Below are 19705 nucleotides of genomic sequence, written 5' to 3'. Positions count from 1 at the left end.
TCCCCGGTGAGGACGGGTGAAACGGGCGCCGGGACGGGTGAAACGAGAACGGCCGCCCGCGTGCTGCGGGCGGCCGTTCGCCGGGTCGGCGCGCCGGTCGGGTGGTCGGCGCGGCGGGTCAGGAGACCCGGAGCTGTCCCGGGGACCAGAAGCCGGACCTGGTCGCCGTCGAGGTCTCGATCTCGGCGGGCTGGGCCGGGTAGTACTGGTCGTACTGTTCCAGCGAACCCCAGTCCCGATCCCAATCGTCGTTCAGATAGGTCGGGATGGTCTTGGACTTGGCCAGCATCTCGGTGAAGCCGAGCGGGCCGCCGTTCTCGGCCGCCTGCCAGGTGTTGGTGGAGCTGATGGCCAGCGGGCGGTCGGGCAGGATGCGGAAGTTCGGCATCTCGGCCACGCCGTAGCGGTGATCGAACGGGCGCTGGCACGGGAACTGCAGGCCCACCGCCCAGTCCAGCAGCACCGGCTGGGTGGAGCCGATGTAGCTGTTGAGCGTCTGCAGCTTGGGCACGCGCGGCGCGGTGAACGCCAGCCACTGATCGCCGATCAGGATCGGGTCCTTGGCGTTGATGCGCACGGCGTCCGCGTTCTCGGGCAGCGCCGAGAACGGCACCCGCAGGTTGCGCCACGACGGGGCCGGCCCGATGTCGCGCGGCAGGTAGGAGCCGAGTTCGGTGACGGTGCCGTCGGCCTCGCGATGGCCGTACTCGACCACCAGCGACTGCCCGTAGGTCATGTTGCCGGTGTCGTCGAAGGACAGGATGCGACCGGCGGCCGAAATCACCACCAGCGGAGTGTCATCCGAGCGCGCGGGCAGCTGGTACCAGCTGGACTTCATCTCGGCGGGCTGCTGCACGCCGTCCTGGTAGCTGCCCATCACCGGGGTGGTGGCGGGGTCCAGGCCGAACGGCAGCGCGGCGGTGCTGCCGTTGACGCCCTCGGCGCCCTTGCCGCCGGCGGTGCCCGCGCTCTCGCCCTCCTCGAAGGCGGGGCCGATGGTCTGGGTGTCGGTGTTGCCGGTGCCCGGCTTCACCTCGACGTTGTCCGCGCTGATCTTCTCCGGAATGCCGTTGGGGGAGAAGCCGATCGGGTTCGCCCCGGCGAGCGGGTCGTTGTTCACCGGCGGGTTGGCCGGATCGATGATCGGGGTCAGGTTGCCGCCGTTGACGTCGGTCTCCACCAGCACGTCGTTGGCCAGGCCGCACGAATTGCCGCCCACCGCGTCGAAGTTCGAGCGCGCGAGCGAATACGCGGGGTACTGCGACACCGCGCCCTTGACCAGCGACAGCACCTCGAACGCCACCATGAGCGCCGCGATGACGGTCAGCGGGATCGCGGCGAAGCGCCGAATCCGCCTGCCGCGCGCGGTCTTTCCGTTCGCCATCGGCTTGGCGTAGCCCTCGCGCAGCGACTGCCACGCCACCACGGCCAGGGCCAGGCCGAACAGCATGAGCATGAGGGTGTTGGACTGGTAGCCGCTGAGCGACACCCGCTTGTCGTACCAGGGCACGCCGTAGCTGGAGACGTACCAGTAGCCGTTGATGCCGGAGAACGCCACGGCCAGGGTGAACAGCAACCCGGCCAGGAACACCGAGCGGTTCTTGCGCGAGCGCAGCGCGGTGGCCGACACCGCGACCGCCGTCACCGCCGCCAGCGAACCCGCGATGCCCGCGTACGCGCCGAAGTGGTGCGTCCACTTGGTCGGGTTGAACATCATGAAGAAGATGGTTCCGAAGACCACGCCCATGAGCCGCCAGGTCGGCGCGGAGGCGATGCCCGGCACCTGCCGCCTGCGCAGCAGCACCAGCATGGTGGTGATCAGGCACAGGATCATGAGCAGGAAGGCGAAGCGGCGCGCGAGCGAGCCGTCGACGGTCTCCACGAACAGGTAGTAGTAGCGCAGATAGTCTTCGTACCAGGCCAGATTCGGCCCGATCGCCTGCCGGACGCGGTTGGCCTCCATGATCCCGGAGAAGGTCTGGTCGCCGAAAACGACCACCAGGACCAGTAATCCGGAGGCGGCGATGGGCGCCAGCAGCGCGGTGGTGCCGAACTGCTCGTGCCTGCGCACCACGATGCGGACCAGCGGCCGGATGCCGGCGAGCAGCGCGGCCACGCACATGAGGCCGGTCGGCGCGGCGGCCAGGGTGAACGCCGCGACCAGCACCGCGATCGCGGCGGGCAGCAGGCGCGCGGTGGCGATGGCGCGTTCGATGGAGACCCAGGTCAGCAGGGCGCCGAGCGCGACGATCGGCTCCGAGCGCAGGCCGTTGCAGTAGGGCAGCCAGAACGCCAGGAAGACCAGGCCGCCGGTCCACAGCGCGACCTTGGAGGTCGCCACGCCGCGGCCCAGGCGCGGGACCACCTCGCGGCTGATCACCAGCCAGCACAGGATGCCGCACAGCAGCGCCGGGATGCGCACGACCGGGCTGGCCGTGGAGATCTCGGAGAAGGCCTGGATGACGTAGTAGTACCAGCCGAACGGGGCCTCGGGGACGCCGAACCAGCGGAAGTAGTTGGCCATGTAGCCGGCGTGCGGGGCCGCCCGGACCATGGTCATGATGTAGCCGTCGTCGGAGGTGTTGGCGCCCACGAAATGCCACAGCAGCAGCGTGCCGATGATGCCGCCGTCCGCCCAGGTCGGCTTCAGCCAGTGCCGGGGGAAGATGCGCCGGTGCCCGCGGCCGTCGCTGGTGTCCAGCGCGGCGAGCGCGCCCAGCGACAGCAGGGTCAGCAGCACGGCCGCGACGATGGCGGCCAGCTTGAGCAGGGTCGGGGTGGAGGAGAACCGCGAGTCCACCGTCATGGAGAAGGAAAGGCCCTGCGGCACATCACCCTTCATGTCGGTGAAGACGCCGACCACCTGCGGGCGCAGGTCGCCGAGCAGACTGCCCTCGACCGGGACGGTGACGCTCTCGCGCCCGCCGTTCGCGGTGACCCGTTCCGCGGTGCGGGTCAGGCCCTCGAACGCGGCGAAGGTCCGGGTGTTGTCGGAGGTGATGACGATCTGCGTGCAGTCCGCCATTTCCGACCGCTGGGCGGTTGCCACGACCGCGTTGCGGTCCAGCACGTCCACGCTCTCGCCGGACACGCGGACGAACAAGCCCTGCAGGTCCGCTCCGCTACCCTGCGGCGGCGCGGTTGCCAGCAGGATGCCGCCGCGCGGATCGAGCTGGTTCACCGCCGCACAGGGAATGGTGGCCGTCAGTTCCAGCGGCACCTGCGACATGAGCGCGGCGTCGATGCTCTCCAGTGTTCCGCGCTGCGGCCACTGCACCGTCGCGACCGTCTGTTTCACCGGCAGGAACGGGGTCGCGAGCGCGAACAGCGCTCCCAGCACGCCCGCGACGATCGCGATCAGCTTCGCGGTGCGATAGTCGCGCGGCGTAGCCGCGGGCGTCGGCGGCGTAGCGGGTTTGCTCAGGACAGCGGAGGCGTCGGGCACGGTTGCTGATGGTACCCACCCGCCGACGCTCGGGTCGGCGGGTGAGGGCGGTGGTATCTGTCGTGGCTACTTCGCTCGGATCGGTGCGTCTTTTGCGAAGCCCGTGCGGGTTTCGACGACCACCTGCAGCTCGGCCGGGACCGCGTCCGGGACGTAGGGGGTGAACCGCTCCAGGGAGCCCCAGTCGCGGGACCAGTCGTCGTTCAGGTAGGACGGGATCGTCTCCGCGCGCAGCAGCAGGCCGGTCCAGCCGAGGGGGCCGCCGCCGATGTCGTCCTGCCAGGCGTTGGAGGCGTCCGAGCCGGTGCGGTCGGGCAGGATGCGCCATTCGGGTACCTCGGCCACGCCGTCGTGGTGGTCGAAGGGGCGCTGGCAGGGGAAGGCCAGGCCGACGTGCCAGTCCTCCAGGACCGGGGCCTGTTCGCCGACAACGGAGTTCAGCGTCTCCAGCTTCGGCAGGCGGGGCGGGGTGACGGCCAGCCACTGCCGCTCGGTGATGTCCACGTCGTTGGCTACCAGGCGAACGGCGTTGGCGCCCACCGGAATCTGATCCAGCGGCACGCGCAGGTTGCGCCACGACGGGGCGGGGCCGATGTCGATGGGCCGCAGGCGGCCGGTGTCGGTCACGCTGCCGTCGGCGGCGCGGGTGCCGTACTCCAGGAACAGGTCCTGGCCGTAGGTCTCCACGCCGTCCTTGTTGACGGACCTGATGCGGCCGGCGGCGGTGATCGCGAGCACCCGGTAGGCCGGGTCCGCGCGCATCTCGCCGGACAGGTCCAGGCGGTACCAGCCGGTGGTCAGCTTGGCGACGGCCTGGTCGCCGTCGCTGTAGCTGCCGAGCACGGGGGTGGTGGCGGGGTCGAGGTCGAACGGCAGGGTGACGGTGCTGCCGTTGACGCCGGTCTCGGCGCTGGTGCCGCCGCCGGTGCCCGCGCCGGTGGTGTTGGTGGTCTTGTTGTCCGAGTCCTTGTCCACCGAGTTGGCGCCGCCGGTGACGGTCTCCTCGGCGTCGGCGGTGAGGTCGGTGGCCACGCCGTTGGGGGTGAATCCGGTGTTCGCCGCGTCCGCGGTGTTCCCCGCGGTCAATCCGTCCGCGACCGAGCCGGTCCAGGGGCGCAGCAGTGAGTCCCGCGTGTTCGTCTCGACCAGCACGTCGTTGGCCAGCCCGCACGAATCACCGCCCAGGGCCCGGATATTGGACTTGGCGACCGAGTACGCCGGGTACTGGGTGACTGCGGCCTTGGCCAGCGAGGCGACCTCGAACAGCACCAGGACGGCCGCGGCGATGGTGAGCGGCATGCTCGCGAACTTGTCGAAGCCGCGCACCGGTTTCGGCGTCGTGTACGGCTCGCGGTAGTGCTGGAAGGCGGCGATGAGCAGGCACAGGATCGCCAGGCCCAGGAACAGGGTGGAGAAGCCCTTGCCCGCGAGGAGCGGGGCCTTGTCGAACCACGGGACGCCGTAACTCGAGACGTACCACCAGCCGTTGGGCCCGGTGAAGGTCATGGCGAGCAGGAAGAACACCGCCGCGGTGAACAGCGTGCGATTGCGCGGCGAGCGAATCCCGTTGACGCCGACGGCGACCGCGGCCAGCGCCGCCACCGAACCCGCCAGCCCGGCGTACACGCCGAAGTGGTGTGTCCACTTGGTCGGGGTGAACATCATGAAGAACAGCGACATGAACACGATGCCGAGCACGCGCGCGGACGGCCCGCGCGAGGTGCCCGGGATACGGCCGTTCTTGCGCAGCATGACCATCACGCACACGCCCAGGCTCAGCAGCATGGCGAGAATGCCGAAGCGCCGGGCCAGCGAGCCGTCGGGGGAGAGCATGAGCAGCGAATCCCAGCGCGTGCGTTCGTCGAACCACGCCACGTTGGGGCCGATGGCGGTGCGGACGCGGGTGGCCTCCATGACCGAGGCGAGCGTCTGATCCGCGAAAACGACCACCAGGACCAGGGTTCCGGCCGCGATGCCGGGTGCGAGCAGGGCGGCGTAGCGCAGCAGCGCGGGGCCCGTGCCCTTGGCCTGCTTGATGATGATCTGCAGCACCGGCCGCGATCCGGCGACCAGCGCGGCCAGGCAGATCAGTCCGGTCGGCCCGGCGGCGAGCGAGAACGCGGCGATGAGCACGCCGACCGCGGCGGGCAGCAGCCTGCCGGTGGCGATGGCGCGTTCCATGGAGCACCAGGTCAGCAGCGCGCCCGCGGCGATGAGCGGTTCGGGGCGCAGGCCGTTGTCGTACGGCATCCAGGCGGCCAGGAACACCAGCCCGGCGGTCCACACCGCGACGTTGTCGCGGCGCACCCGCGCGCCCAGACGCGGCAGCACCTCGCGACTGATGACCAGCCAGCACACGATTCCGGCGAGCAGCGACGGCAGTCGCATCCACGGGCTGGAGTCGCTGATGCGCGACATCCACACCAGTACCTCGTACGGCCAGCCGAAGGGGGCCTCCGCGACGCCGAACCAGCGGTAGTAGTTCGCCATGTAGCCCGAAACCTTCGAGGCCCGAGCCATGTTCAGGATGTAGCCGTCGTCGGAGGTGTTGGCCCCGATGATGTGCCAGAGCACCAGCGTGCCCAGCACCACGCCGTCCGCGAGCCGGAAACGCCACCAGTGCGCGGGCAGGAAGCGGCGCGGCTTGCGGCCGTCGCGGGTGTCGAGCAGGTGCAGCGCGACGAGGGCGATCAGCGTGAACAGGACCGCGCCCGCGATGGCGACGCGCTTGACCCAGCTCGGGCTGCTGCTGAAGCGCGCGTCGATCTCCGCGTGCGCGGTCGACGCGCCGAGCCGGTCCTTCGGCAGATCGGTGAACATGCCGACCACCTGCGGCCGGATGTCTCCGGTGACCTTGCCCGCGAACGGGGTTCCGTCCGCGCGCGCGGCGCCGGCGAACTCGGCGCGGGTCTCGGTCGCGTCCGAGTGCAGGGTCAGCGCCCCGCAGTTCTGGATCTCGTCGACGGGGGCGGACAGCAGCGGAATGTTGCGCAGCAGAACAGAAATCGTGCGATCGGCCGGAACCGCGGGGTTCGCCTCGGCGGTGGCCGCGGGAGCGTCCACGCGTACGACCAGGCCCTTGTCGACGGCCTTCCCGGATTCCACCGGGACGGTCGAGAACAGTGTCCCGGTGGGCCGTTCGCGCAGCACCTCGCAGCCGATGGTCACGTCGAGCGTGAGCGGGGTGTACGACACCAGCGGCGCCGCCACGTTCACCGCGTCACCCTGTGGCCAATTCAGGGTCGGCCGATCCTGTTTCACGGGCAGGATCGGGGTCAGCACCGCCAGCAGGAATCCCAGCAGTCCGGAGACCACGGCGATGAGGCGGATGCGATGAAACGCTCGGGTGTCTTCGCGCACGATCCCCGATGCTAGCGATCACGGGGTCCGGCGGTCCGCCCGCCGTGCGCGGGCCGCCGTCCCGCGCTCCGGCGGTGCGGATTTCGCGGCCCGCGCGGGCGGATCAGCGGAGGTGGCGCACGTCCCAGAGCCAGACCCCGCCCACCTGCCGGGCGGGGAAGCCGAGCAGCTGATCGACGGTGGCGCGCAGGGTGGCGCTGTCCTCGTTCAGATCCATCACCAGCACATCGGTTTCCCAGTACCGCAGGTCGATGACGGCCTGATCGCGATCGGCCTGCTCGATGACCGGGACGGTCGTCGACCCCAGCACCTTCTCGAGTTGATCCAGGCGGGTGAGCAGGCGCGAGGTGGGCCGCTCGTCGGCGCCGTACCGGGATCGCCCGTCCGCGCCGTCCGGTCCGACGAAGTAGCCGCCGATGAGCGGGAACGCGAAGTCGGAGTCGACCTGCCACTGCAGGGCGGGGGTGTCGATCGCGGTGGCGGGCGGCACCGACATCACGCCGCCGCCGGACAGGTACCGGTCCACCGTGCCGTCGGTGAAGAAGACCGGCGTCGGGGTTCGCTCGGACACCGGCAGCATGGTCGGCGCGATCGGCGCGAGCGCGCACGCCAGCGCGGCGAACCAGGCGATCGGCTGCCACCGGGTTCCGCCGGCGCGCCAGTGGTCGATCGCGCGCTGGCTGGCCAGGGTCATGACGACGGCCATGGCGGGGACGGCCGCCATGGCGAAACGCGATTCGATGATCCCGTTCACCGGCGGAATCCAGCCGAACAGGATCCACGGCATGGGAATGACCGTGTAGTTGCCCGCGAAGGACAGCACGATGCCCATCGACAGCGCGCTGAACACCACGGCGACGACCAGGCAGGCCCGCACGATCCGTTCGCGCCACAGCAGCGCCGTGGCCACGAGCAGCACCAGGATCAGCGGCCAGCCGAAGTACGAATTGTGTTCGGTCGGATTGATTTCCACGTCCGGGCCGATCGACAGGGCGGCGCCGGCCGATTCCGCGGAGAACTGGAACGGCGCCAGGATGTCGTTGCCCACGCGGCCCAGGCCCACGAACCGGTACGACTGCGGTCCGAAGAACTGCCAGCCGAGCGGAATCGCGGTGAGCGTCAACGTGATCAGCGCGGCGAGCCCCACCGGCGGTGCGATGACCCGCACCGTCCGGACGATGGCCGCGCGGGTGCGCAGGTAGACCAGGCCGAAGACCGCGAAGGTCAGCGCGAAGATGAGCAGCGGCTCCTCGCCGAGCGAAAGCTGCAGGGCGACGAGCAATCCCAGCACGATGGAGTCGCGCGGCCGTCGCTCGCTGCCCGCCTCCGGGGCGTCCTGTGCCGGCCGGGCCATCTTGATGACGCGCTGCGCGATGAACGGAAGCAGCACCAGGAACACGAAATTCGGGTGGCCGTTGGTGTGCGAGATCATCGCGGGCCCGAAGCCGCAGAACGCGCCGCCGATGGCCGCGGCGGCCTTGGAGCTCACCAGTTCGCGCGAGAAGACCCAGTACCAGGCGAACGCCGTGCCGGACAGGCCGAGGGTGAGCGCGAGCACGAAGGTGACCGTCGGCCCGAACAGCAGGGTGACCGGCGCGAACGGCACGCCGAACCCGTACATGAGCGTGTTGGCCATGAGGTTCACGCCGTCGGGATAGTTCTGCAGCGTCGTGAAGAACGGACTCGCGCCGTCGGTGATGTTGTGCGCCCCGAGGGCGTAGAACCACTCGTAGAGGATCTGATCCTGATCACTCTTGGTCAGGTAGCCGGTGCCCGTGTTCCGCCACAGGTCGCCCACCACGAACACCGCCAGCGCCAGATATCCCAGCCCGATCGCGGCGTCCGCGCGCGCGGCGCGCAGCCGCCGCGCGAGCGACGGCCGTCTTCGCCCGGGCGGATCCGCCGGTGCGTCGCGCGTTGAATCCTCCACCGCCGGTCGGGTTTTCACGGTCCGATCGGTCGCCCACCCCAGTGCCACGCGTCCAAGCTCCTCTGACAATCACGTTCGAGATCAGCCGCTCACGGTACCGGGCGCGAGTGATACACGGTCGTGGTGATTGTCTTCGCGAACGATCGCCCGCGCGAGCCCCGGATTGTCCGGGGTCCGCGCGCCTCGCCCGGACGCGACGCGAGGAGGAAGGTCAGACGAGTCCGCGCACGTCCCACAGCCAGACCCCGTCCACCCGCTGCGCCGGGAAGCCCAGCAGCTGATCGACGGTGTAGCGCAGGGCGTCGCTGTTCTCGGTGGGCGGCAGCACCACGACGTCGGCCTGCCAGTAGCGCAGGTCCGCCAGGGCCTGATCGCGCACGGCCTGGTCGATGACCGGTACCCGGTTGGTCTTCTGGGCCTGCATCAGCAGGCTGGCGGTGGGCCGGTCGTCCGGACCGTAGCGGCCCTTCTTGTCCACCCCGGTCGGCCCGACGAAATAGCCGCCCGCCAGCGGGAAGGTGAAGTCGGCGTCGGCCTGCCAGCGCAGGGCGCGGGCGTCCGGCGGGGTGGGCGGCGGCGCGATGACCACCGAACCGTCCGAAACGTACTGGCGCACGGTGCCGTCGGCGAAGAAGCCGGGGGTGGGGGAGCGCTCCACCACCGGGAGGATGGTCGGGGCGAGTGGCACCAGCGCGAACGCCAGCGCGCCGAACCAGGCCAGCGGCCGCCAGTCGGTGACCGAGATCTTCCAGTAGTCCAGGGCGCGCTGGGTGGCGAAGGTCAGGATCAGCGCGATCGCCGGCACGGCGGCGATGGTGAAACGCGATTCCAGCACCGAGTTCAGCAGCGGGACCCGCTCGAAGAACTTCCACGGCAGCGCGAAGCCGGTGTCGTGCTTACCGAACATCAGGGTCGAGCCCAGCGAGAGCGCGGTGAATCCGAGGATGACGGCGGTCGCGGCCCGCACCGTGCGCTCGCGCCACATCAGCACGGCCGCCACGGTGATCACCAGCAGCAGCGGCCAGCCGAAGTACGAGTTCTCCTCGGTGGGGTTGATGCTCACGTTCTGCCCGGGCATGACCATGCCGCCCAGGGATTCGGACGGGAACTGGAACAGCGCCTTGAGGTCGTTGCCCATGGGACCGTGGTCGATCATCCGATACGACTGCGGGCCGAAGAACTGCCACCACAGCGGAATCTCGGTGAGCGCCACCGTGATCAGGGCCGCCAGCAGCACGGTCGGGGTGATCGAGCGCAGGACGCGCAGCATCGCGCGCGGGGTGTGCAGGTAGTACACGAGCGCGAAAACGCCGAAGGCCAAGGCGAAGATGAGCAGCGGCTCCTCGCCGAGCGCGATCTGCAGGGCGACCAGCAGGCCGAGCACGAACGCGTCGCGCAGGCGTCGCGCCTTGCGGGCCTCGAGCGAATTGTTCGCGCGGCGAGCCATTTTGATGATGTGCAGTGCGATGAGCGGCAGCAGCGCGAGCACCACGAAGTTCGGGTGCGCGTTGGCGTGCGAGATCATGGCGGGGGCGAAGCCGCAGAACAAACCGCCAACGGCCGCAGCGGCTTTGGAGCTCACCAGCTCGCGCGAGAACAGCCAGTACCAAGCGAAGGCGGTGCCGAACAGGCCGAGCGTGAGCACCAGGACGAAGGTGACGGTCGGCCCGAACAGCAGGGTGACGGGCGTCAGCGGGACGCCGACGCCGAACATGGCGGTGTTGGCCATCATGTTCACGCCGTCGGGATAGTTCTGCAGCAGCGTGCTGAGCGGATTCTCGAAGTTCGAGATCTTGTGCGCGGTGACCGCGAAGAACCACTCCCACATGGTCTGGTCCTGACCACTCTTGATCAGGTAGCCGTTGTGGGGGTGCTGCCACTGCCCGGCGAGCACGAAGATCGACAGCGCCAGATAACCGGTGGCGACGACCAGATCGGTGCGCGCCAGCCGGATTCGGCGAAGGACCCGCTGCGGCCGGGTTAGTTCCGGGTGAACCGGCCGCGGCGCGGGCCGATCCAGAACTGCCACTGCGGATTCCTCGTCGGATGCTCGGCTCTTCGCCCACCCCTGTGCCACGCGCAAACTCCTCTTGCCTTCACAATCAGCGGCTCACGCTACCGGGCTCGGCTGAGATTGCGCTGGCAAGTGGATGAGTTATCCACAGAAACGAGGCGGTATCCCCAGATTCGGACATGGTTTTGTGGATAAGTGAGCCTTGTCTCGTCCTCTTATCGAGATTCGCCGTGAGCTACACCACATTTCGGCCGTTCGCTCAGGATTGGCGCACCACGAGGGTGAAAGGCCCGATATCGGTGACCCGGAAGTGCGGGTCCGCGAACAGCGTCCGGGGGAACGCGACGGTGTACCGCTTGACGTTCGGATCGTTCGGATAGACGTCCTCGGACAGGCGCAGGGTGTACTCGTCGCCCGCGCGCCGGAACAGGAACGCGTCCGGTGCGCGCCACGGGCAAACTTCCAGCGCGGCGATCAGCTCCGGCGCCGAGCCCAGCGTGCTCCAGCGCTTGATCTCGGCCGCGCGCGCCGGGAAGTCCGCGAGCGGATTCGCGTAGTGCGAGGTGAGCGCCTGGAAGCCCCAGTACGGGTAGATGGCCAGGAAACTCGTGTCCGCGGTGAGCAGCACGCTCTCGTCGCGGGCGCGGCCGGTCTGCTCGCGCAGCGCCGCGTCCACCGCCGCGTAGTGCGAGACCGCGGACGGCGGCCGCTTGTCCGCGCGCACGCCGTCGCCGTCGGTGTCGGTGTAGGCGGTGGTGATCTCCACGTCCAGCACGTGCGGGATCTGCTGGGCGAAGGCCACCGCGCCGAGCACGGCGACCGCGGCGGCGGCCGGTCGCAGCCGGGCGGGCTCGTTCAGCACCTGGTAGAGCGCCCGGACGCCCTCGACGAAACCGAAGGATCCGGCCGCGGCCAGCAGGGCGAGCAGGATCGGTTCGAGGCGGAAGGCCAGCAGGGTGGTGCCCGCGGCGGTGGCCGCCATGGACAGCAGGCACCACAGGTACACGGCCACCACGCCGATGCCCAGGCCCTGGGCGCGGCGCGAACTGCCGGCGCGCAGCACCAGCCAGACGACGCCGAGCAGGCAGAAACCGCCGCGCAGGGACAGTTCGAACATGGGCAGCGGCAGTTCCGCGCCGGACTCGGGCAGATAGTGCAGGGCGCTGCCGCCGGCGCTGGAGACCTTGCCGGTCAGGAAGTCGAGCAGGAACGGCAGCCATACCGTCAGCGCGAGCAGACCCGCGATGACGGCGATCGTCACCAGCCGGACCAGGATCGGCGTGAGCGTCCGCCACACCCCGGGCACCGGGTTCTCCCGCGGCAGCCGTCGCGCCGCCCGCAGTCCGGCCTTGCGCTCGCGCAGGGCCAGGCCCATGGCGATCAGCGCCATCAGCGTCACGGCGAAGGCGGCCACACCCAGGTAGAGGGTGTAGAAGGTGGCCGCGAGCCCCAGGAACAGCCCGGTGCCGATGACCGCGCCCCAGCCGCCCGCGGTCGCCGCGGCCGGTTCCGCCGGGCGGTACAGCGCGCCCCACGCGAGCACGAGCACCGGCACGAACAGCAGGATGAGCACCGCGCTGTAGGCCTCGGGCGAGCCGTAGGCCAGGGTCATGGCGGTGACCGCGGTCGCGACCGGCACCGCCCAGTCCGCGCGAATCAGCTTGGACCACAGCACGAGTGCGAGCACCGCCGCGACAGCGAGCCCGATGATGGCGAAGGGCTTGAACGCGGCCCAGCCGTCCATGCCGGTCAGGTTCGCGAAGCGCCCGCCGACCCAGAACCAGCCGCCGGGATAGAACGGCGGCAGGTCGGCGTAATTCATATCCCGCAGGGCCGCAGCGTCGGTCAGCCGCGTCAGGTACTGGGTGCGGAACTCCTGATCGACCGAGAGCCCGAACAGGTACAGCTTGGTCGCGGCCAGCGGCATGCCGAGGGTGACCGTGACGAAAGCCGAAAGCCCGGTCCAGGACAGCACTTTCGCGAGCAGTGGGCGGCGGTGCGCGCGGATCAGCGCGACCGCGATCACCAGCAGGGTTATCGCGGCCACCTGCCCGACGGTGGTCAGCGCCCGGGTCACGTTGGAGGAGTTGAACGCGGGCCACTGCACCCGCCCGAAGGCGAACAGGCCGATCCCGGCGACGACGCCCGCGACGACGATCGCCAGGATCGCCTCGCCGAGGGCGCTGCCGACGAGCCGCGTCAGGACCGTGCCGCGGCCGGGGGCCGGCGCGGTCGTGGGGGCTGCCGGTGCGGTCGTGGCGGGTGCGGCGTCCGGTTCGGCGGCGCTCATCGGCGCGCCCCACTCGCGTCGGGCACCCGCGTGCCGTGAGCAGCCAGTCGCTCGATGTTTCGCACTCCGCCTCCGGATCCTCGTCACCGTGCCCGGCGCCCAACCGGCCGCCGCGCGTCAGCCTAATGGTCACCGGGGCTCGCGTGCCCGCCCGGTGAAACGACACCGCCGCACCTTCGAGTGCAGGTGCGGCGGTTGTCCGTTCGTGCCGGTGCGCGTGCGCCTAGATCGGCAGCTTGCGGAAGATCGGGCGCGGGATGTGGCGCAGGATCATCATGACGTACCGGAAAGTGCCCGGGGCCCAGACGATTTCCCTACCCTTCTCCGAGGCCGCGACCGCGAGGACGGCGACGTCCTCCTTGTTGACCGTGAGCCCGTTCTCCTTGGCGTGCGCGGAGAGTTTGGTGCGCACCATGCCGGGGCGGATGACCGTCACGCGCGGGCCGAACTTCGCGAGCGCCTCGCCCAGGCCCAGGTAGAAGCCGTCGAGACCGGCCTTGGTGGAGCCGTAGACGAAGTTGAAGCGGCGCACGCGCTCACCGGCGACCGAGGACATGGCCAGGATGCGGCCGTAGCCCTGCGCCTTCATCTTCGCGCCGAGCAGCACGCCGACGGACACCGCCGCGGTGTAGTTGATCTCGACCATGGTGACGGCCTTGCGCTGGTCCTGCCAGAAGACCTCGCCGTCGCCGTCGATGCCGAACGCGACGATCGCCACGTCCACGTCACCGGACGCCCAGGCCGCGTCGATCACGGCCGGGTGGCTGTCGGTGTCGAGGGCGTCGAAGTCGATGACCTGCACCTCGCTCGCACCGGCGTCCTTCATCTGGCGCACGGAGTCCTCGCGCAGCGGGTCGCCCGGCAGCGCCGCCAGGATGATGCGGGCGGGCCCCTTCTTCAGGTACTCCGAGACGATCGCCAGACCGATCTCCGAGGTACCGCCGAGAAGCAGAATGGACTGCGGATTGCCTACCGCGTTGATCACTGAAGCTCCAGCCTTCGTGCCATATCGGACATGAAAACGCCTGTGGGATCGACGCTTCGGCGGATCTTGATCCACTCGTCGATCCGGGGGTACATCGTGTGGAAGGTCTCGGCGGTGGTGCGCGAGTCCTTCGCGGTGTAGAGCCGGCCGCCGAATTCCATGACGCGACGGTCCAGATCGGTGACGAGCTCGTTGAGGCCCGGCCGAATCGGGAAGTCCACGCAGATGTTCCAGCCCGGCATCGGGAAGCTCAACGGCGCCGGATTACCCGGGCCGAACAGCTTGAAAACGTTCAGGGCGGTGTAGTGCCCGGACGCCTGGATATCGATGATGATCTTCTTGAATTCCTCGACCGCCTCGGTCGGCACCACGAACTGGTACTGCAGGAATCCCGCCGGACCGTACGCCCGATTCCACTCCGCGATCATGTCGAGCGGGTGGTAGAACTGCGTCAGGTTCTGGATCTTGCCGGTGTAGTTGCCGCCCATGGCGTAGTACGCCTCGCCGACCGAACCGAGGGTCAGCTTGTTCGCGGTGAAACTCGGGAAGATGTTCGGCACCGTCAGCAGCTGCGGGGCGTCGAACTTGAGCGGATTGCGCTGCTTCTTCGCGGGCAGTTCGTCCAGCTTGGCCAGCCGGCCGCGAGTGATGCAGGCGCGCCCCAGTTTCGGCGCCGGGTTCATCGCGTCGAACCAGGCGCTCGAATAGGTGTAGTTGGCCTCGCTGCCGTCGCTGTGCGCGGCGATCGTCTCGTCCAGCGTGGTGGTCTTCACGCCGTCGTTGATGAAATAGGCCGTCTCCGTGGGCACCATCTCGATGGTGGCGCGCAGGATGATGCCGGTCAGGCCGTTGCCGCCCACGGTCGCCCAGAAGAGCTTGGCGTTCTTCTTGGGGCCGATGGTGGAGACCTTGCCGTCGGCGGTCAGCAGGTCGATGGACCGGACGTGGTTGCCGAAAGAACCCTCGCTGTGATGGTTCTTGCCGTGGATATCGGAGGCGATGGCGCCGCCGATGGTGACCTGGCGGGTACCGGGTAGGACCGGGACCCACAGCCCGAACGGCAGCGCCGCCTTCATGAGCTGGTCCAGGCTGACACCGCCGTCCACGTCGACCAGGCGCGAATCGCGGTCGATGCGGTGGATGCGGTTCAGCGCCGGCATATCGATGACGAGCCCGCCGGAGTTCTGCGCGTGGTCGCCGTACGAGCGGCCGAGGCCGCGCGCGATGACGCCGCGGCGCAGGTGCGCCGGCTTGGAGTCGTTGTCCTCCGCGACCATGGCGACCGCCTGGGCGATCAGCTCAGGGTCGCTCGTGGAGAGAACTTCCGATGTGGTGGCTGCGGTGCGACCCCAACCGGTCAGGCGACGGGTGCGCGTCGGCAGTTCGAACGAACCGCTCGACGCTGCGTCCGCACCCGCGCTCGCCGAGCTGCTGCCGGCGGCGTCCTTGGTGGTGGTCTGAGCTTTCGTGGACATCGGGATAGAGGCTACAGGTATAACCAGTTCGCGGCTCGTGTCCTCTCCCGGCCGCATTACGCTCTGCGATGTGACCGCCGAACCCCGCCTGCCCCTGCCGCCCGAGCTGCCCCTGGTCGATGAGCCGGGTGGCACGGACGTCGATCTGAAGACCCAGATCATCCGCTTCGGCGTGACGGGCGGGCTCTCCGCGATCGTGGACTTCGGTCTGTACCTGCTGCTCTGGAATGTCGTCGGCCTGCACCGCGATGTCGCCAAGGGGCTGAGTTTCATCGCGGGCACGACGACGGCCTATCTGATCAACCGCCGCTGGACCTTCCAGGCGCCGCCGAGCCGCAAGCGCTTCCTCGCGGTGATCGCGCTCTACGGCGTGACCTTCGCCGCACAGGTCGGGATCAATGCCCTGGCCGAAGAGAAGTTCCCCGAGCTGATGTGGTCCGTGTTCGGGAACGACCTGAACATCACCGTGCTGCTGGCCTTCGTCATCGCCCAGGGCACCGCCACCGTGATCAACTTCATCGTGCAGCGCGCGGTGATCTTCAAGATCAGCTGAGCGCGGCCCGGGCGGGCCGCGAGATCAGTGATCCACCAGCGCGTCCCGCTCGGCGTCGGCCTTGGCGTGGAAGTAGTCGCCGCCCTTGGCCCGGACGTTGTCGGTGCCCCACTGCCGGGACTCGCGCTGCGCGGGAACCAGGTGCGGGATGTGCTTGCGGCAGTGGATGTAGCACTCCTGCACGTCGACCACGACCCAGCGCTCGGGGCGGCGGCCGCGCTCGTCCGGGGGCAGGCCGGGCACGCAGCGGCGCATGAGGGCGTCGTCGACGATGCGGGCCGTCCCGTTGATGTGCAGGCCGATGAGGTCGTGCGTGAAATCGATCAGGAGGATGCCGATGTGCGGGTTCTCCAGCATGTTTCCGAGACTGGCCAGCACGCCGTTGCCGCGATATTCGGGATAGGCGATGGTGCCGTCGTCGACGACGTGCAGGAAACCGGGTTTTCCGGCGCGAAAGCTGTTGTCGCACTCGCCGTGTTTGTCGGCCGTCGCGATGAAGGCCATATCCATCCGGCCGATGAATTCGATCATGTTCTCGTTGAGCCGATGTCGCATCTGGTCGGCGTAGAAACGAGCCGCCCGATCCTGCGTTCCGTAGCGCTCCTGGAGTTCCCGTTCGCCATCGCTGCCGTTTCTGAAACCGGACATCGTGCGGCCCCCTTTGGTAGCTGAATACCGGGTGGAAGAGGCTTGGCCACGAGCATCGGCCACCCGAAACCCTATACGGTTTAACTATTTTGGTGTGGCGAATGCGCGAACCGGGGAGAAATGCGCTGGTGGGGGTCGAGTATGGGTCGCCGGGCGCGCCGTTCCATTGCGAGGATCCTCCCGAATGAAACTTTCCACTAGAGTCTTTCGGCTCTTAGCCGCGCGTGTGCCCGCGCCCTAGCGGGCCCGCTTGTCCAGCAGCGCCGGGTCCAGCACGGTCACCGCGCCCCGGCTCAGTCGCACCACGCCCTGATCCTCGAGTTCGCGCAGCACCTTGTTCGCGGTGGCCCGGGTGGTGCCCGCCATGGACGCCAGGTCCTCCTGGGTGAGATTGATCAGCGGGGGCCGGCCCGGGACGTCGGCGTAGACCCGCGCGAGGTGCGCGAGCCTGCGCAGCACGCGCGTTTCCACGGGCAGGTACAGCGCCTCCAGCACCGACGCGGACAGGCGCCGCACCTGGGCGGCGAGGGAGGTGGTCAGAAAGCGCTCCACCTGCGGATGCCGCAGGCGCAGACCTTCGAGCTGGGAGCGGTTCAGGGTCAGGGTGGCGGCGTCGGTGACGGCCACGATGGTGGCCGTGCGCCGGGCGTCCGGGCTCAGCAGCGCCTGCTCGCCGAACATGTCGCCGGGGCCGAGGATGGTCAGGGTCGCGGTGTGCCCGAGCGGGGTGGTGACCCGCACGATGAGCCTGCCCGCGGTGATCAGGTGCACGCAGTCGCCGGGATCGCCCTCGTGGCAGACGATGTCGCGCCGCCGGAACCTGCGCGGGGTGCAGGCGGCGATGAACTCCCGCTGTTCCAGCGCCGAAAGCCCGTCCAGCAGGGGGAAATTCAGCACCGCGGGCACCTCCTCGGAGCGGCGGCGATCGCGCGCGCGGACGGGTTACCCGCGCGCGCGCCGGATCCCTCGGGTCTCACAGCAGTCCCTCCAGCCGATACGCCGTCACCGGCAGACTCTTGCCCTTGATGTCGAAATCGCCCAGGCAGTGCACCCGCGCGCGATCGCCCAGCCGCTCGCGGGTGAGCGGGCCCACCACCACGGTTCCCGGTTCGGCCAGACCCTCCAGGCGCGCAGCGAGATTGGTGGTGTCGCCGATGGCGGTGAAGTTCCGCATCTCGCGCGCGCCCACGTTCCCGACGATGGCGGGACCGGTGTTCACGCCCACCCGGAACATCGGCCACGCGGCCCCCGTGCCGGCCGGGCCGCGGCCGTTGGCGCCCTCGGTGCGATCGCGCACCGCCGCGGTCGCGCGCTGCAGGGCGAGCCCGGCCCGCGCGGCCCGCAGCGCGTGATCGTGCTGGCGCACCGGCGCGTTGAAGATGGCCATGACCGCGTCGCCCACGAACTGCACGACGGTCCCGCCCTCGGCCAGGATCTCCGGCACGATGGCGCCGTAGTAGGTGTTGAGCATCCGCATGACCCGCACCGGGCCCGCCTGTTCGGCGAACGGGGTGTAGCCGCGCAGATCCGCCATGAGCACGCTCACCTCGTGCACCTCCCCGCCCAGGCCGGCCTGGGCGGGATCGGCCAGCAGCGCGGTGGCGACCTGCGGTGACATGTAGGACCGGAACAGCCCGTCCAACTGTTGGTAGAGCCTGGCGTTCTCCAGGGTCACCGAGGTCTGGCTGGCGAACGAGCGCGCCACCGCGTGCTCGGCGGGCCCGAGCTGCCCGGGCACGCCGTTCCCCGCGCGCGCCAGTTCGAGTACCCCGGTCTGAATTCCCTTGACCGTCAAGGGGAAGACGAACGCGTTCGGATTCGGCGGCAGGCCGTCGTCGAAGTACAGCCTGCCCTGGCGCTGCACGCCGATGCGCACCCGATCCTGATCGAAGGCGGTGTTGGCCAGCCGCTGCACCTCCGCGAGCAACTCGGGTTCGCCGCGAATCACGCTGGCGCGCTCGCCGACCGCGACCAGCGCGCCGAGCCGGCGCACCTGCTCGCGTTCGTCGCCGACCGCCCGCGCGCTCTGCCGCAGCACCGCCACCTGACGCTCGGTGAGCCCGAACCGGCGCGAAAGCTGCTGTCCCACAGCGCCGAGCGGTTCGTCGGGGCGGACGCCTCCGCTGGCGCGCTGATCCAGCGCGAGCACCATCTCCTCCAGCGCCCGGGTGTAGTCGCGCTGGATGGCGGCGACCGTGCTGCGCTGGGTCACGCTGTCGAACAACCCGCGCGCGGACCCCTCGCGCCGGAACGCGCGATGCGCGCTGACCGCGATCAGCAGGAACGCGATCCCCAGCAGGACGTGCCACTCCCACCAGGTCACCCGCCAGCTGCGCCCGAAGCCCACCGCGAACAGCGACTCGGCCAGCAGGATGAAAGCCGTGAGGACACTGAGCAATACGGTGCCGCGGTTGCGCAGGTACATGTACGCGTAGCAGCCCGCCGCGATCAGATAGCAGGCCCCGCCGAGGAAGGCCGCGGCCACCAGCGGGCCCTGCACCTCGTCCGGGCTCGGATGCGCGTCGAACGGCGGCACCCGGGTCAGCGACAGCAGCGCCCAGACGCCCATGAGCGTGAGCGGCAGCGCCGCGAGCACGTCGATGAAGCGATGCGCCCAGGCGGTCGGGCCGTACTCCACCACCGAGGCCAGCGCTGCCAGCCCGCCGAGCATGAGCCCCACCGGCACCGCGACGGTGAAGCCCACGTTCGACTCGGTGAGGATGATGCCCGGCGTGGCCAGCGCGTGCAGGCCCAGGAAACCCGAATTCAGCTGGAACACCAGCGAAACCAGAATCAGGCGCATGTCGCGCCGGGCGCGCGCGGCCCGCAGCAGCAGCACGCCCAGCGCCAGCGAGATCAGCGCCGCGCCCAGGATCAGCCAGAAGTGCACCCCGCCGTGCATGTACTCGTGGTCCAGGTGCGGATTGGCCACGAGCAGCCACAGCCCGGCGGCGGGCAGGGCGACGTGCACGAGCCACAGCAGTATTCGGAGATAGGACATACCC

The 19705-nt window shown here is 69.6% G+C and carries 11 protein-coding genes; 1 reads left to right on the top strand and 10 read right to left on the bottom strand.

All coding sequences use genetic code 11. The features are described 5' to 3' along the window. Positions 1 to 118 precede the first annotated feature (118 nt). The 7 genes from ACWIGI_RS02950 to ACWIGI_RS02920 form a co-directional block, all read right to left on the bottom strand. Entirely contained in the window at positions 119 to 3445 is a 3327-nt protein-coding gene (locus ACWIGI_RS02950) for an arabinosyltransferase domain-containing protein (protein WP_454200659.1), read from the bottom strand. Between the two features lie 66 nt (positions 3446 to 3511). Beyond that, positions 3512 to 6805: an arabinosyltransferase domain-containing protein gene (locus tag ACWIGI_RS02945; RefSeq protein WP_454200658.1), complete on the bottom strand. Its 3294-nt coding sequence runs from the start codon at positions 6803 to 6805 to the stop codon at positions 3512 to 3514. A gap of 103 nt (positions 6806 to 6908) precedes the next feature. Further along, positions 6909 to 8783, bottom strand: coding sequence for a glycosyl transferase (locus ACWIGI_RS02940; RefSeq protein WP_454200657.1), 1875 nt, complete (start codon positions 8781 to 8783; stop codon positions 6909 to 6911). A gap of 163 nt (positions 8784 to 8946) precedes the next feature. Then, a complete protein-coding gene (locus ACWIGI_RS02935) occupies positions 8947 to 10764 on the bottom strand; it encodes a glycosyl transferase (protein WP_454200656.1) in 1818 nt (605 codons plus the stop codon). 244 nt (positions 10765 to 11008) lie between these two features. Next, entirely contained in the window at positions 11009 to 13039 is a 2031-nt protein-coding gene (locus tag ACWIGI_RS02930; protein ID WP_454200655.1) for a galactan 5-O-arabinofuranosyltransferase, read from the bottom strand. Positions 13040 to 13262: 223 nt separating this feature from the next. Next, on the bottom strand, positions 13263 to 14024 hold the full coding sequence (locus ACWIGI_RS02925; RefSeq protein WP_454200654.1) for a decaprenylphospho-beta-D-erythro-pentofuranosid-2-ulose 2-reductase: 762 nt from the start codon (positions 14022 to 14024) through the stop codon (positions 13263 to 13265). Then, the gene (locus ACWIGI_RS02920; RefSeq protein WP_454200653.1) at positions 14021 to 15499 is read right to left on the bottom strand and encodes an FAD-binding protein; all 1479 of its coding nucleotides are present in this window, start codon (positions 15497 to 15499) and stop codon (positions 14021 to 14023) included. Before ACWIGI_RS02920 ends, ACWIGI_RS02925 begins: the two co-directional genes overlap by 4 nt. Before the next feature lie 70 nt (positions 15500 to 15569). On the opposite strand from ACWIGI_RS02920, the gene ACWIGI_RS02915 reads away from it, so the two are divergent. After that, a complete protein-coding gene (locus ACWIGI_RS02915; protein WP_454200652.1) occupies positions 15570 to 16052 on the top strand; it encodes a GtrA family protein in 483 nt (160 codons plus the stop codon). 24 nt (positions 16053 to 16076) lie between these two features. Here the strand turns inward: ACWIGI_RS02915 and ACWIGI_RS02910 are convergent, their stop codons facing one another. The 3 genes from ACWIGI_RS02910 to ACWIGI_RS02900 all read right to left on the bottom strand — a co-directional run bounded on the left by ACWIGI_RS02910 (position 16077) and on the right by ACWIGI_RS02900 (position 19701). Next, on the bottom strand, positions 16077 to 16700 hold the full coding sequence (locus ACWIGI_RS02910) for a pyridoxamine 5'-phosphate oxidase family protein (RefSeq protein ID WP_454200651.1): 624 nt from the start codon (positions 16698 to 16700) through the stop codon (positions 16077 to 16079). A gap of 237 nt (positions 16701 to 16937) precedes the next feature. Next, positions 16938 to 17597, bottom strand: a complete 660-nt coding sequence (locus ACWIGI_RS02905) for a Crp/Fnr family transcriptional regulator (RefSeq protein ID WP_454200650.1) — start codon at positions 17595 to 17597, stop codon at positions 16938 to 16940. Positions 17598 to 17673: 76 nt separating this feature from the next. Further along, positions 17674 to 19701, bottom strand: a complete 2028-nt coding sequence (locus ACWIGI_RS02900; RefSeq protein WP_454200649.1) for an adenylate/guanylate cyclase domain-containing protein — start codon at positions 19699 to 19701, stop codon at positions 17674 to 17676. Between the last annotated feature and the right edge of the window lie 4 nt (positions 19702 to 19705).

Source organism: Nocardia sp. NPDC055321 (assembly GCF_053645575.1).
Note: the sequence above shows the minus strand (reverse complement) of the source record. Positions and strands in the feature narration are given on the sequence as shown.

Bases quoted from the DNA above. Each gene is read 5' to 3' on its own strand.
- ACWIGI_RS02930 (WP_454200655.1), bottom strand. From the start codon at position 13,039: ATGAGCGCCGCCGAACCGGACGCCGCACCCGCCACGACCGCACCGGCA.
- ACWIGI_RS02920 (WP_454200653.1), bottom strand. From the start codon at position 15,499: ATGTCCACGAAAGCTCAGACCACCACCAAGGACGCCGCCGGCAGCAGC.
- ACWIGI_RS02910 (WP_454200651.1), bottom strand. From the start codon at position 16,700: ATGTCCGGTTTCAGAAACGGCAGCGATGGCGAACGGGAACTCCAGGAG.
- ACWIGI_RS02900 (WP_454200649.1), bottom strand. From the start codon at position 19,701: ATGTCCTATCTCCGAATACTGCTGTGGCTCGTGCACGTCGCCCTGCCC.